The organism is Bosea sp. RAC05 (assembly GCF_001713455.1).
Classification (GTDB): Bacteria; Pseudomonadota; Alphaproteobacteria; order Rhizobiales; family Beijerinckiaceae; genus Allobosea.
Window position 1 is genome coordinate 519652 of sequence record NZ_CP016463.1, and the last position, 12560, is coordinate 532211.

The 12560-nt window shown below is 60.8% G+C and carries 15 protein-coding genes; 10 read left to right on the forward strand and 5 right to left on the reverse strand.

What is annotated here, in order from left to right:
* Positions 1 to 115 precede the first annotated feature (115 nt).
* Positions 116 to 955, reverse strand: a complete 840-nt coding sequence (locus BSY19_RS02645) for a thermonuclease family protein (RefSeq protein ID WP_069052742.1) — start codon at positions 953 to 955, stop codon at positions 116 to 118.
* Between the two features lie 52 nt (positions 956 to 1007).
* Positions 1008 to 1418 carry a helix-turn-helix transcriptional regulator gene (locus BSY19_RS02650; protein ID WP_083247340.1) on the reverse strand — a complete coding sequence of 137 codons (411 nt, stop codon included), beginning with the start codon at positions 1416 to 1418 and terminating at the stop codon, positions 1008 to 1010.
* A 259-nt stretch (positions 1419 to 1677) separates the two neighbouring features.
* Here BSY19_RS02650 and BSY19_RS02655 point away from each other — a divergent pair, with 259 nt between their 5' ends.
* The 3 genes from BSY19_RS02655 to tmk all read left to right on the forward strand — a co-directional run bounded on the left by BSY19_RS02655 (position 1678) and on the right by tmk (position 3139).
* Entirely contained in the window at positions 1678 to 1941 is a 264-nt protein-coding gene (locus BSY19_RS02655) for an HU family DNA-binding protein (RefSeq protein ID WP_069052744.1), read from the forward strand.
* 74 nt (positions 1942 to 2015) lie between these two features.
* Complete coding sequence (locus BSY19_RS02660) at positions 2016 to 2249, forward strand: hypothetical protein (RefSeq protein WP_069052745.1); 234 nt, start codon at positions 2016 to 2018, stop codon at positions 2247 to 2249.
* A gap of 2 nt (positions 2250 to 2251) precedes the next feature.
* Positions 2252 to 3139 carry a dTMP kinase gene (gene tmk, locus BSY19_RS02665; protein ID WP_083247368.1) on the forward strand — a complete coding sequence of 296 codons (888 nt, stop codon included), beginning with the start codon at positions 2252 to 2254 and terminating at the stop codon, positions 3137 to 3139.
* 18 nt (positions 3140 to 3157) lie between these two features.
* On the opposite strand, the gene BSY19_RS27380 is transcribed toward tmk, so the two are convergent.
* Positions 3158 to 4291 (reverse strand): hypothetical protein, encoded by a 1134-nt coding sequence (locus BSY19_RS27380; protein ID WP_150129435.1) that lies wholly within the window; start codon positions 4289 to 4291, stop codon positions 3158 to 3160.
* Positions 4292 to 4472: 181 nt separating this feature from the next.
* Between BSY19_RS27380 and BSY19_RS02675 the strand changes: the two genes are divergently transcribed.
* Positions 4473 to 4952: a hypothetical protein gene (locus BSY19_RS02675; RefSeq protein WP_069052748.1), complete on the forward strand. Its 480-nt coding sequence runs from the start codon at positions 4473 to 4475 to the stop codon at positions 4950 to 4952.
* 9 nt (positions 4953 to 4961) lie between these two features.
* Here the strand turns inward: BSY19_RS02675 and BSY19_RS02680 are convergent, their stop codons facing one another.
* Entirely contained in the window at positions 4962 to 5906 is a 945-nt protein-coding gene (locus BSY19_RS02680) for a tyrosine recombinase (RefSeq protein WP_069052749.1), read from the reverse strand.
* Positions 5907 to 6295: 389 nt separating this feature from the next.
* Between BSY19_RS02680 and BSY19_RS02685 the strand changes: the two genes are divergently transcribed.
* From BSY19_RS02685 to BSY19_RS02705, 5 genes are all read left to right on the forward strand, one after another.
* On the forward strand, positions 6296 to 6520 hold the full coding sequence (locus BSY19_RS02685; RefSeq protein ID WP_069052750.1) for a hypothetical protein: 225 nt from the start codon (positions 6296 to 6298) through the stop codon (positions 6518 to 6520).
* Positions 6521 to 6586: 66 nt separating this feature from the next.
* Positions 6587 to 7333 (forward strand): nucleotidyl transferase AbiEii/AbiGii toxin family protein, encoded by a 747-nt coding sequence (locus BSY19_RS02690; RefSeq protein ID WP_069052751.1) that lies wholly within the window; start codon positions 6587 to 6589, stop codon positions 7331 to 7333.
* Positions 7334 to 7536: 203 nt separating this feature from the next.
* Complete coding sequence (locus tag BSY19_RS02695; RefSeq protein WP_069052752.1) at positions 7537 to 8127, forward strand: type IV toxin-antitoxin system AbiEi family antitoxin domain-containing protein; 591 nt, start codon at positions 7537 to 7539, stop codon at positions 8125 to 8127.
* Between the two features lie 82 nt (positions 8128 to 8209).
* Positions 8210 to 8611 carry a hypothetical protein gene (locus BSY19_RS02700; protein WP_069052753.1) on the forward strand — a complete coding sequence of 134 codons (402 nt, stop codon included), beginning with the start codon at positions 8210 to 8212 and terminating at the stop codon, positions 8609 to 8611.
* 127 nt (positions 8612 to 8738) lie between these two features.
* Positions 8739 to 10643, forward strand: coding sequence for a DUF262 domain-containing protein (locus BSY19_RS02705; RefSeq protein ID WP_069052754.1), 1905 nt, complete (start codon positions 8739 to 8741; stop codon positions 10641 to 10643).
* A gap of 4 nt (positions 10644 to 10647) precedes the next feature.
* Here the strand turns inward: BSY19_RS02705 and BSY19_RS02710 are convergent, their stop codons facing one another.
* Positions 10648 to 11811 (reverse strand): hypothetical protein, encoded by a 1164-nt coding sequence (locus BSY19_RS02710; protein ID WP_069052755.1) that lies wholly within the window; start codon positions 11809 to 11811, stop codon positions 10648 to 10650.
* Between the two features lie 148 nt (positions 11812 to 11959).
* On the opposite strand from BSY19_RS02710, the gene BSY19_RS02715 reads away from it, so the two are divergent.
* The gene (locus BSY19_RS02715) at positions 11960 to 12559 is read left to right on the forward strand and encodes a DUF488 domain-containing protein (protein ID WP_236840367.1); all 600 of its coding nucleotides are present in this window, start codon (positions 11960 to 11962) and stop codon (positions 12557 to 12559) included.
* Position 12560 lies beyond the last annotated feature (1 nt).

Consider the following 12560-nt stretch of genomic DNA (forward strand, 5'->3'; position numbering starts at 1 on the left):
GCCCGCGAACACCACTTCCTCGATAGTCACAACAAAAAAAAAGAAGGGGCCGACCCGACCCCTCCAACTTCATGCCCGATCCTGACCCGATCAGAAGCTCATAGCCTTGACCGGCTCACTTCCCCGCCCGGGCTTCCCACGGCGATTTGAACTTCCCGGCCCAGACGCCCCTTTGCGCAGACCGAGCCGAAGCTTCCTCCGCGAGATAGACAGGCGCCACGGTCCTGGGAACCACCGCCAGGCCCTCCAGCACGAGCTGGCGGCCGAGATCCGTCTGACCGACCCGACAGGTCGCGGCAGTGCCGCCCTGAGCCGCTCCGACGCCACTGCAGGTCACCGGGTGGGTGGACACCAGGTTGATCAGCCGATCGCGGGACCGGTCACCGCAATTCCAGCCAAACCCTTTCAGGTCGGAACAGACTTGCCCCAGCTCAGGAGCGTCGGCGCCATTCAGGACAAGAACCTCCCCCGCGACGATCAGCGTGTTCCCATCGATCACCTTCGCGGGACCCGCGAATCGTCGACCACGCGGCTCGCGCCGCTCCGACTGGGCCGGAGCAGTCGGGACGATCGTCGGACCAGTCGCACGAGAGGTGTTGGAGGAATCGGTCCGGGCGCGACCCTGCGTCATCAGATCATCGGCAGGAATCGATCGAGCTTGACCGGGAAGAACCACGTTGGGAGCGACCGTCCCTTGCTGCGTTTGGCCAAAGCCGGGCTGGACCTGGCCATAGTAGCCCGTCTGACCCGCGGTCGCCGGGATCTGCCCCTGCTGGAAATAGCCCAGCGGCACGCCGTAGGACTGGGGCTGGGGGCTGTAGAGGGTGGTTCCGCCGAAGCGCTGTGTCTGGCTCGGCACATAGATGGTCGTCTGAGCCAGCGCGGGAGCGGCTGTCAGGAAGAGCGCCGAGACGAGGAATGATGTTCGAAGGGATGAGTTCATTTCGGACTCCATGGATGAACCATGATCGACCGAGACGATTCGTTTGGCAAACGCGAAGCAATCCTTACGCCGCGCGGTTCTTTCCTTCTTCGACCAGGCCGGCGTCTTTCGCCATCCCGGTGATGAGCCCGACCGAGATCTCGACGCTGTCGCGACCGTCGGTGGTCACGTCGAACAGTCGCCGGCGACGGCCGCCGCGGCGCGATGAGGAGGCACATTCCATGGTGGAGTGGATCAGCCCCTTTTTGGAGAGCCGATCGAGGGTTGTGTGCATCGTCGTCTGGGTTCGCTGGATCCCGGTCCTCTGTTCGAGGCGCTCCAGGATCGCATTGCAGGTCGCCTTCGGGCCGCAGGCAATTGCGGCAAGAAGCACGACCTCTTCGAAACGACCCAGCATCGAGAGCTTGTCTTCGAAGCTCGACGAATCGACCCCGGCTGAAGAGCGAGTGCGGCTATCCAAAGCTGTCTGATCCATGCCCGGAACCGAGGCGGTGCACAGGCATCACCTGACGGTTCATGTCGGGCGGAATCATGCCAGCGGCTTTGGCGAGTTGCAACAGTTCCTTCAAGGATCGCAAACATTTTGAATGAATGGCGGAACGGTCCCGATGGATTGAATCGGGGGCGAACCTTTCGAAAATCGAAGGAAACAATCTGGCGTCCTTGACTCTATCAGTGATCGACTGTCGATTCGTATCCGTCGCGAACACGCGATTCTGCACACAGGGATACACATGAACCGTACCGAACTGGTGGCCTCCGTGGCCGACAAGACCGGCCTGACCAAGGTCAAGGCCGGTGAGACGCTCGACGCCGTGCTCGCCACCCTCGCCGAAGCGGCGAAGGCGCGCACCAAGGTCGTCCTGCCGGGCTGGCTGACGCTCTCGGTCGCCGACCGCCCCGAGCGCGAAGCGCGCAATCCCGCCAACGGCGCGACCATCAAGGTGCCGGCCAAGACCGTCGTGAAGCTGAAGGCTGGCAGCAAGTTCCTCGGCTGAGGACGTTGCGGCGCCTTTCGGGGACCGGCTGTCGCGATTGGCGGCAGTTGGTCCCCGAGCGTTGAGGAGCGGGCATGTCCACGCATTCGACCGATGGCCGAGAGTGGGCCAGGATCGACCAGACGGTTAAGGGCTCGCAGCTGTCGGCTGACGGTGATTTCAGCTGCATCCGCGATGGTGCAACCTTGGTCGTCGACGAGGATGAAGATGGCCTGTTTGTGCTGTGTCGGCACGGCCGGCATCATCTGCATGGCCAGGCCAACGACGACGAAACGCATTTTCTCGGCTTTTGGCCGAAGGCTGGGTGATCATGCGCGGGCTCGTGACATTCGAAGGCGGGGAGGGGGCAGGTAAAACCTCCCAGATCAGGCGTCTGGCACAGCGCCTGACCGAGCAGGGCGAGACAGTCGTTCTGACGCGCGAGCCAGGTGGATCGGTCGGCGCCGAACTCATTCGGGAACTCATTCTCGGTGGGACAGGGCAATTCGATCCCCTCGCCGAAGCCCTTCTGTTTGCGGCGGCGCGTGCCGACCACGTTCGCAAGAAGATCAAGCCAGCCATCGAAAGCGGTTCGATTGTTCTGTGCGACCGATTTTACGACTCGACCAAGGCCTACCAGGGTGCCGGATCGACCGTTCCCGCTGGCGTGATTGCGCAGCTCACTCAGATCGCAGCTGGTGACAGCCGGCCCGACATCACATTCATCCTGGATATCGATCCGAAGATCGGCATCGCGCGCGCCGGCCGGCGCAATCTCGCATCCTCCGTGAGCGCCGATCGATTTGAGATTGAGGGCCTGGAGTTTCACAAGCGCGTACGTGAGGGCTTCCTGGCAATCGCCGCGGCCGAGCCGGATCGTTGCGTCGTGATTGATGCATCGCGAGACGTCGACGACGTTGCCAGCCAGATCTGGTTGGCGCTCGAAGCCGCAAAGCCGCGCTTCATGAGGAACGCCCCGCAGATCCGACTCGATCCGAAGACGGATGCTCTCGTCGACGACTTCGCCCAGGCGATGAAGGCCAAACTTCTGGCCTCCCAGGTCAAGTATGGCTGCAGCGACGATTGGCTCGTCGACGACTGGGAGGGCGAGTGCCAGGCCGAGCTGGCCAATCATGTTCAGAAGGGCGATCCGCGCGATGTGGCCAACTATGCCGCATTCTGCTGGGGGCGTGGCTGGCGAGCCTCGCCGGCCGCGTAGGTCTGACGACCTTCCACCTCAGGCGTGCAGGTAGATCTCACCTTTCGAGCCCTTCGGCCTCTGAACCTCAAAATTGACATTGCCGATGCGAGTGGTCTGGATCGTCACGGTGGTGTCCGTGACCTTCTTCAGCTTCACGCCACCCTCCTCGGCTCGTCTGATTGAGATCGTGTCTCCATCCTCTCGCTCGATGAAGACCCGGTCGTCTCCCTGGAAGCCGAAATCTTCCCACAGCGCCTTCGGCAGCTGGACCATCGTGTAGAATTTCCGGTGGTTTTTGCCGTCTCGGTACGAGTTGACCACGATCGGCTTGTCTACGGCCTTGGGAGCAGGGCCAGGCTTCCGTACGACCGACCTTCTCGCGCTTTCGCCCTCGAAAGCGTCGTTGCGCAACGAGCGAATGGGTATCGCTGGGAGTTCGATGTCCTCGATCGCGGAGGATGCGGAGGGAAGTGGGGGTATCTTTCGCCCCTGGCCCAGCTCGCGGACAGCTGCCCCAAGCATATTCAAGCCGACTGCGATGCCTTCGTTTGATCGAGCCACAACGCTTGAGAGGTTGCCGATGGCTTTGACCTGCTGCTGCTGTAGCCCGACGAGTTCGCCCATCTGCTCCATCAGGAGCTCCATTGCCGCCCGGATTTGGCCTAAATCGCCAGTGAGTGACGTGATGGCCTGCTCGATGCGACCGAACTTGTCGGATCCGCGCTCGCCTGGTTGATGCCCACCGTCGGGCGGGGCTGCATCTTGGCGAGGGGTGCGATCGGAGCTGCAGACTGGCACCCCGAATGTCCGGTCGATCAGGGCATCGACTTCTCTTGACTGCTGGGCTCTGCGGAGCCCGACGGTGTCGGCTATCTCGGAAGGAGAGGCGATTTCCTGGCCATCGCTGATGACCTTGAAGCGACCCGCGAGTCTGTTGATCTGCGTTACGCCGGCACAGCCTGGACAAATGTCATGCGAGCGATTGCGGCCTAAGACCCAGCCCCAGGATTTGAGGCGTTTCGATATGACTTCGTCGGGCAGGACGTTCTTGGATTCGTGGACCCTGGTGGTGGGGCAGCGACTGCATCGGATTGTGACCGAGGCTTTTGAGATGACACCCCCTTGTCGAACGAACTCGGCAGGGAAGGGTCGATCAGCCCGTTGTGGCATGAGGGGTGTCCTTTGCGCCGTTCCGGAGTGTGCACGATGGCCTTGTCGGCTCGTCTGATCAAGCGGGCTCGATATCTGCCGGGCTTCGTTCAACAGCCAGAGTCGTGACTGGCGTCGCCAACGGTTACAATGCCGACCAAGAGGACGCCGCGGCAACAGCGGCAAGCGGAAAGCAGCGGGTATGGCCAAGGATCGCGAGCACGTCGAAATCGAGAAGCTCGAACCGTTCCTCGAGGCGGCGCTGGAAGGCGCGATCGAGTTCCGCGATCGCATTCACCAGGCTTCTGGCGAAGACATCAGGAGCTGTCCCGAATGCTGGGTTCTCGTGGACGGGGACCTCACGACCGTTCGCAGCATGGACGACGAGGATCTCAAGAAGTCGGTGGTCGAGGAGCTGCTGAACGTCAGGTACTGGGAGCTGCAGGGCAAGACCATCAGCTTCGTTGCCGACGACCTGGTCAGGCTGTTGCCGGCTGACCTCCACGAGCGCGTTCGCACGGCCTATTCCGACCCGTTCGTCCAGTCCCTGATCGCGATTTCACCCGACGGGCAGATCAGGATCCACCAGCACCACCTTCAGGACGCGATGGATTTCGCCGGGGTCTGGCATGAGGATTTTGAGCCACTGACCGACCAGCCCGTCTACTCGGCGGGTATCTGATTTCGGTACTTACGTGGCGGCGTCGTCCGTACTGAGCGGATGCAGATCAAAGAGCATCCGCTGCGATCGAGACATCTCGACATGGGTGTAGATCTCGGTCGACCCAAGATCGGCATGGCCGAGCAACTCCTGGATGACACGCAGGTCGGCGCCATTCGCCAGGAGGTGGGTCGCGAAGGCATGGCGAAGCTTGTGTGGTGAAATCAGGTTCGGTTGCGATAGGCCGGCATCGAGCGCGGCCTGCTTGATCTCGGCGAGAGACGATTGGCGGGTGAGCGCCTTCGAGCCATCTCGAACCGAGTGGAAGATCCATTTCTCGGACGTCACGCCGTAGGCCTTCGCGGCCGCCAGCCATCTCTGGATCGCGATGACGGCCTGGTTGTGCATTGGGACTAGGCGCTCCTTGTTTCCCTTGCCCTTGACGAACAGCATTCGGGAATTGTCACGCAGAGCTTTCCTCGGCAGCGTGACAGCCTCCGAAACGCGCATACCGGAGGCGTAGAGTGTCTCCAGCAATGCTGCGCGCCGGGCATAGCTCGCCTGAGCGAACAGGCTCAGACTGTCGTCGCTGGCACGCGCATGGGCGGTGGCCAGAAGCTTTTCGACATCCTTCATCGAGATGATGTGGGGAAGCCGGCGGCCCCGCTTGCCTGGCTCCATCAATGTCGTCGGATCGCTCTCGCCATATCCCTCGGCGACGATGAAGCGATGCAGGGTGCGGACCACTGATCGCTTCTTGGAGATGCTGGCCGGCGAATAGCCGCGCTCATCGAGAAATCGAAGGAAATCGACCACGTTGGCATGGGTCACGGCGAGCAGCGTCAGGCCTTGCGACGACAGCCAGCCGAGATAGACATCCAGGTCATCCTGGTAGGTGTCGATCGTGCCGAGAGCGGCGCCATCGTCGCTGAGCAACGCCGTCAGCCAGAGCTCGCAAAGGCGCCTGTCGTTCATGCCGGCAGGCTATCGAGCTATGGTTACCGAAGGCCTACGCCCTTGAAAGCGTTATGACCGCATCAATGCATAAGACGCAGCTCAGATCTGAACCCAGCGCATTCGACTTGTCAAAGTACCTATTCTGCGAATCAGATCGGGAAGCCAAAAAATTCCCTATTTCTGAGTCTGTGCCGTCTGATTGCTCCTCGTTCAGCCCAAATAATCGCGCGATGTAGCCCGATTGCTGGTTATATGTTGGCTGCTTGGATTGTGGTCGGATTGGCGTCTGCCCCGTGCGTTCGGCCGCCGCTAAGAACACCGCAGAACGCACTGTCAAGCGTGCGGTAGCCCAAAGGGGGCGGACGCCGAAATTCGACTTTTCGCAACTCTAGGCGTATATTGCGAGCATGGGCCAGATCGCCGACAACATGATTGTGCCTAAGGATTTCCCCGAGCTCGGCAAGCTGGTGTGGAATCGCGATCCTGCGCGCCCGATCGAGCGCGAGATCGCCTTTGCGTTGTACGAACGGAACTGGCGTTTTGTCGACACCCAGAACCTGACGCCGAATGAAGCCCGGCTCATCAAGGATTTAGCCGATGAGTTCGGGCACGGACACGTTCTCGCAGCCTGACACTTACTCCGCCTGACACTTGCGTGGGATCACCTTACGATGTGTCCCTGCATCAGGAGTCATCAGGTGAGCTATCAGCGCCCTCAACATAACGTCATTGTCGAAGCGCTCCACCTTATGGATGCCGAACTCTTGAACCGGGCCAAATGCTATTTTGGCGGCGGAACCGCCATCGTTCTCAAGAATGGAGAGTATCGCCTCTCCTTGGACGTCGACTTTCTGTGTGCAGACGCGGATGGCTACCGAGAATTGAGGAACGCTGTTTATCGGCCGGATGGGATACGCGCAATTTTTGGAGAAGGCATCGAGACGGTACGCCCGATAATGGCCGACCAGTACGGCATCCGCGCAATCGTAGCTTTGCACGGACAACCCATCAAATTTGAGATCGTCAGGGAAGCAAGGATAACCCTGGACGGGGGTATTGACCCGGAACTCGGGGTGCCACTCCTCTCTACGACGAGTCAGTTTGCCGAGAAACTGCTGGCTAATGCCGACCGCGGCCTTGACCGAGCGGTTGCTTATCGGGATGCGATCGACCTCGGAAAGCTGGTGACTGCGACTGGGGTGATCCCACAGGAGGCCAAGCTCAGCGCAGAGAAAGCCTATGGGGGAATTATAACTCGCAGCCTTCAGCAGGTTCTCGAAAGGCTTGCCAACCCGGCCGAAGCGGCAAAAGCAGCTGCTGTTCTTCAGATGGAAACTGGCGATTTCAATCTGGCCGCGCGAGCCTTAAGCGAAGCTGCAGTCGCAAGCTGGCCAACTGTCGATTTTCCGGAACTTCCGCCAATCGGGAATACCTGCTCACCCTAGTCGATAAGATTCGGCTCTTCGTCATTCGAGGTTGACGGTTAGCTTAAGATTCATTCGCCAGCTCTGGCCACTGAGGCGGGTCGCGATCGTCAGTTCAGCCTTTTCAGTCCAGGCCTGATCTCCTGCCCGCCTAGCTCAACTCGTTCAATGCATGGTCGTAAGCTATCGTCCCCACTCGGGTATAATTGGGGGTAATGGATTACATGCCGATCGCTGATTTCATCGCCGAGAAGCGTTTCGTTCGTCACTTGGAACTGATCGAGGCAGGCTTCAATCCGGCAACGATCGCGCGCGCTACGGCTCGTGGAGATCTCGTTCGCATGGACCTGGGCATCTATGCTGATCCGGTCGCGTCCGAGCACTGGAAAGCTGAACTGGCGGTGGCGACATGTGCCTTCCCTCGCAGCGTGATCGCGGGAGCTTCGGCGGCGCAGCAACATGAGCTTTGTGACGTGATGCCTCATGCCATCTCGATTTTGGCTCCACACGTATCCCGGCACAAGACGGCGCTCATCACGCCGATCTCGATCTCGCGAACCCGGCGTCCCGAAGCGCTGACCGAAGGTATCGAGGCGCTCGATGTCGCAGGCTATCAGGTTCCGATCACATCCCCCGCTCGCACTGTCATCGATCTGCACCTCACGGGCGACGAGCAAAGCGCTGCCATGAGCCTTGTCACCTACATGCACCGTGGGCTCGACGTGATGGAGCTCGACCGGTTGAGCGCTGTCTTCGGAATTTTCGATCAGCTCGCGCCGGTGACAATTGCTCTGCAGCTGAGGGCTTATGGCTGAGGGCCAGTCTCTTCATCCCCTCCAGTTGTAGCTTGCGCCCTTCTCGTCGAGGCTGACGGGTATCAGGGAAACGGGTGGGCTCATGTCGTCAAAACCAGTCAGTGATACCCGCACGCGCTTTCAGAGAGGCGGCGTCGAGTACCGCGGGCATCAGATCCGGGCGAAGAAGGATTTCGCCGATTTCGTCGGCTATCACCGCGGCTTCTATTTCTCCGAAGCCTACGTCGTGCTGAAGGACGGGATCAACGTGATGCCCGGCGCTTGCTACTTCAGCAACGTCGCAGATGCCGAGATGGCCATCGATATCAAGCTCGATGTCAGCCCTGACCGCTTTTGGGAGACTGTGCGGGCTGTCCAGGAAGCTCAGCGAAATGCTGCCATCCTCGTCATCGAACAGGCGCGCCAGCAATCCAAGGCTCCGGAGCCGAAAAATGAGGTCATCGACAACGATGCCTCGCCCGAAGCGCCGGCTCTTTCCATGTGATCAACCCCACCCAGGGTGGGTTGACAAACCATGATCCTTGAGGATCGCCAGATCAAAAGCTCAATTCTGGATTGACGAAGCGGGGCGGCCAGAACCTAGATGACGCATCTGTCATCGAAGGTGGATCATGCAGGCCAAAGACTTCTCCCTGAACGAGGTTTTGCAGGAGCGCCAGCAGTGGGTCGTGCCTGTCTATCAGCGAAACTACACCTGGGAGACCGGAGCCGACGGCCAGTTGCCCAAGCTATGGGATGACCTGCGCGATCGCGCCCAGGAATGTCTCGATGGAGGCAAGCCAAAGCCGCATTTCGTCGGCGCTATCATTTACTCGCAGCCGGCAGAGCAGCCTTTCGGCGCGGTGAGCCGTCGCTTCCTGGTCGACGGCCAGCAGCGGATCACGACCTTCAGCCTCGTGCTCTGCGCGATGAAGGAAGTGGCGCGAGAGCGCGGGTTCGAACGCACGGCAAGCGCGATCGAGGGCTACCTCTTCAACGCCCAAAGCGCCTCGATGGCCGATCCGGAGCGCGAGCAGTTCAAACTCTGGTCGTCGAGCTTCGACCGGCCCTACTACGTCGACATCGCGCGATCGGTTGCGGCCGACCTGCGCGGCCGGCACTCCCAGTTCTTCTTCAAGAATGGCAACCTGGTCTGGGGCAAGGCGCCCAAGCTCCTGGCAGCCTACTGGTACCTGCGCGAGCGGATCCAGGAGTTCATGGATGAGCTTCTCAAGGACGATGTCGCAGGCGACAAGGTGCTCGACGCCCTTCTGACCGGCTTCCTGACCGGCTTCCAGATCGTCGTCGTTCAACTCGGGCAGCAGGACGATGCGCAAGCCATCTTTGGCTCTCTGAACGGCAACGCGGCCCCCCTCACCTCCTTCGACCTGATCAGGAACGACATCTTCCACAGGGCGAGGAAGGTCGGCGAGGACAACGACCAGCTCTACGACCAGCATTGGAAGGAGCTCGAAACCGAGTTCTGGCAAGAGGAGATCAAGCAGGGTCGCCTCAAGCGGCCGCGCACAGACCATCTCGTGGTCCACACCATGGTGGCGGAAACCGCCGATGAGATCATCCAGGGCCAGGTGGCCAACGCCTATCGCGGCTTTGCGACCAGGAAGGGGTTCGTCACCGTCGCTGAGGAAGTCCGGGCCCTGCTGAAATATGCCCAGGCCTATCAGGAGATGGAGCTCGGGCAGCAAAACGGATCGCTCGCGAAGCTCGCCCGCTTCCTCCACGTCTGGGATACTTCAGCGATGCACCCGCTCGTCCTGTGGACCGCGGTCCAGGATATTGATCAGGCGCGCAAGGATGCGATCTACCGTCTCATCGAGTCCTATATGGTCAGGCGCGACCTCTGCGATCTGGGAAATCGCAATTATAACAAGGTTGTCGTCGGACTTTTGAAGGAAATGCATCAGGCCTCTGACCCGCTGGATGCATTCGCCGGCCATCTCACCGGCCTGACCGGCGAGGCGTCGCGTTTTCCCAACGATACCGAGGTCATGGGCAAACTTCCGTCCAAGCCGCTCTATCAGCTCATGGGGTCGAGGAAGCTTCGCTACATCCTGACTGCGATCGAGCGGAAGAACCGTGTCCGATTTGACGAGAACGTGCCGATCATCATGGACGAGCTGACAGTCGAGCACATCATGCCGGCGAACTGGTCAGCCAACTGGGCGCTTCCATCTGGTGCCATGGTGGCCAAGGACACCTATTTCGACCTCGCAGCCGCGGGTATCTCCGTCGACGAGGAAACGCGCAATGCGATGGACAAGCGCGAGCTCGCCAAGCACACGCTGGGCAATCTGACGTTGCTCAACACGAGCTTGAACCCCTCGATCGGCAACGACAGCTGGGCTGGCAAGAAGCCGCGGATCGCCCGATCGCTGCTCGCGCTCAATCGAGACGTCGCCGATCACGAAACCTGGGATGAAGCGACCATCGCGGCGCGAACGAACCAGTTGGGCGCTGTCGCGAATGAGTTGTGGACGTTCCCGGTCGTGCGGGCTGTCGCTGCAGCGGCCGAGTGAGCGCTCAGATCATCAGGTCGGCGAGTTCAGGATCGAGATCTGGTCCAAACAGGGTTTCGCGGAGATCGCAGATGAAGGCGGCTTCGCGGAAAGGCGCCTCGCAGGGTGACCGGTCCCTGATCGGCTCGCGCGCGACGAGGGCGCAGAACTGCCTGATCTCGGAAGAGATCCTGCGCTCTCCGTCATCCCCCAAGGCCCTGGCGACAGCTGGCGTCTCCGTCGGCGCCAGCTGTGCGAGAGTGCGGCGGAGCGAGATGTAAGCAGAGACGGCGTCGTCGGACATCGTTCCTATGACTTGGTCGGCGGCCTCGACCAGTGCTCTGGCTCGCCTGATCATCTGGTGTGCGTTGCCGCAGCCGAATGGTCCGTCGCTCATGAGGAACGCTTCAGAGATCACCAGCTCGTTCTCAGCTTGCGTGGTCGCGGCCCCGATCGGGTTGCGCGCGGACATGCGGCTGGCGACCATTCGCGCAAAGTCGAGCTGATGCAGCGAAAAATCGAGCCACGGTTGATGGAAGTCCTTGTGGTGGGGCGAGGCGCGCCGGCGCTGGTTCTCCTTATCGAGGGTGGCCCGCCGCTCCATAATGCGGATCCCGAGCGGGCTGAAGCCCAGGGTCAACGTCGGCTCAGGTGATCGCCGGAAAACGGTGTCATCGATCACGATCAGGTTCGCCAGAAAATCGGATATGACCTTCTGAGCTTCATCCGTGTGAGCTTCGATCGTGTCTCGAATGCCGCCGGCCGAGGTATCGAGAAGCCGGGTGGCTTTCGGAAACCCCTCCCCCTCGGACGCGCGAAGACCACCCGCAAGGTACGGACGCTCGGGCGCGAAAATGGACACATTGGTTTTGCCCGCATTCAGATCGTCCAGCCTGCCGCCGACATCAGCAAGGATGTATCTCGCGAGATCGTCGATCTTCAGAGGCTCTTGCCGCGCGAAGACGGGGCTCCAGAGTGCGTCGTCATAGAGATGATAGCGGGCCTCACGCACAGAGCGCAGTTGGCTGGTCGAAGTCGAGCGAGCGTAGACAGGAGCCTCCTCCGACGACAGGACGGGCATCGCGATAGGGCTCGCATCGACAGCGATGATGTATTCCGGGTTTCGGCACTTTTGCCGGATCACGCATTGCAGATGCGGCGTCGGCAGCCAGTAGGTCTTCCGGTCCATGAAGGCATTCTCCCATCGGCATTGAAGCGGTTTGGGAAGCAAGTATCTATGGGCAATCCACGCCTGATTGACGACGTGGAATTGTTGAAAGGAAGGATCGGCTGATAATCTGGGGCTCATTCCATTGGAGATTGCCCAGTTGTCGGACGTGCTCACCATCGGCCACTCGAACCATCCGATCGAGACGTTCTTCGATCGCCTGGCGATGGCCGAGGTCGGAACTGTGGTGGATGTGCGTTCGCATCCGGTGTCGAAATGGAACCCGCAGTTCGAAAGATCGCAGCTCGAAACCAGTCTGCCGGCCATCGGCGTTCCCTACCGCTGGGCCGGTCAGTTCCTGGGCGGCCGGCCGTCGGGGGACCATCTCATCCGCGACGGCATGGCTTGCTATGAAGCGATGGCGAAGGAGGCGCATTTCGAGCGTGGTGTCGCGCGCGTGATGGACCTCGCTGCAGAGACCAGGCCGATTTTGATGTGCTCCGAGCGGGATCCGCTCGATTGCCATCGATGCCTTCTGGTGTCTCGCCGTCTCATCCAATTGGGCGCGCGCGTCTCTCACATCGGGTTCGATGGCAGCGTCGAGGATCACGCCGCGGCAGAAACCCGGCTGCTGCAGGTGGTCGAGAAGTCACGGGGCGGCAAGAAGGCGCTGGCCGACGCACAGGATCCGCTTCAGACCGCCTATCGCTTGCGGGCGGCGCGCGTCGCCTGGAAGCCAAAGGACGATCTGGACGGCGAGGCTCGGTAGC

Excerpts from the sequence above, each read along its gene's own strand:
- BSY19_RS02645 (WP_069052742.1), bottom strand. The coding sequence starts at position 955 with ATGGAGTCCGAAATGAACTCATCCCTTCGAACATCATTCCTCGTCTCG.
- BSY19_RS02650 (WP_083247340.1), bottom strand. The coding sequence starts at position 1,418 with ATGGATCAGACAGCTTTGGATAGCCGCACTCGCTCTTCAGCCGGGGTC.
- BSY19_RS02655 (WP_069052744.1), top strand. The coding sequence starts at position 1,678 with ATGAACCGTACCGAACTGGTGGCCTCCGTGGCCGACAAGACCGGCCTG.
- BSY19_RS02660 (WP_069052745.1), top strand. The coding sequence starts at position 2,016 with ATGTCCACGCATTCGACCGATGGCCGAGAGTGGGCCAGGATCGACCAG.
- tmk (WP_083247368.1), top strand. The coding sequence starts at position 2,252 with ATGCGCGGGCTCGTGACATTCGAAGGCGGGGAGGGGGCAGGTAAAACC.
- BSY19_RS27380 (WP_150129435.1), bottom strand. The coding sequence starts at position 4,291 with ATGCCACAACGGGCTGATCGACCCTTCCCTGCCGAGTTCGTTCGACAA.
- BSY19_RS02675 (WP_069052748.1), top strand. The coding sequence starts at position 4,473 with ATGGCCAAGGATCGCGAGCACGTCGAAATCGAGAAGCTCGAACCGTTC.
- BSY19_RS02680 (WP_069052749.1), bottom strand. The coding sequence starts at position 5,906 with ATGAACGACAGGCGCCTTTGCGAGCTCTGGCTGACGGCGTTGCTCAGC.
- BSY19_RS02685 (WP_069052750.1), top strand. The coding sequence starts at position 6,296 with ATGGGCCAGATCGCCGACAACATGATTGTGCCTAAGGATTTCCCCGAG.
- BSY19_RS02695 (WP_069052752.1), top strand. The coding sequence starts at position 7,537 with ATGCCGATCGCTGATTTCATCGCCGAGAAGCGTTTCGTTCGTCACTTG.
- BSY19_RS02700 (WP_069052753.1), top strand. The coding sequence starts at position 8,210 with ATGTCGTCAAAACCAGTCAGTGATACCCGCACGCGCTTTCAGAGAGGC.
- BSY19_RS02705 (WP_069052754.1), top strand. The coding sequence starts at position 8,739 with ATGCAGGCCAAAGACTTCTCCCTGAACGAGGTTTTGCAGGAGCGCCAG.
- BSY19_RS02710 (WP_069052755.1), bottom strand. The coding sequence starts at position 11,811 with ATGGACCGGAAGACCTACTGGCTGCCGACGCCGCATCTGCAATGCGTG.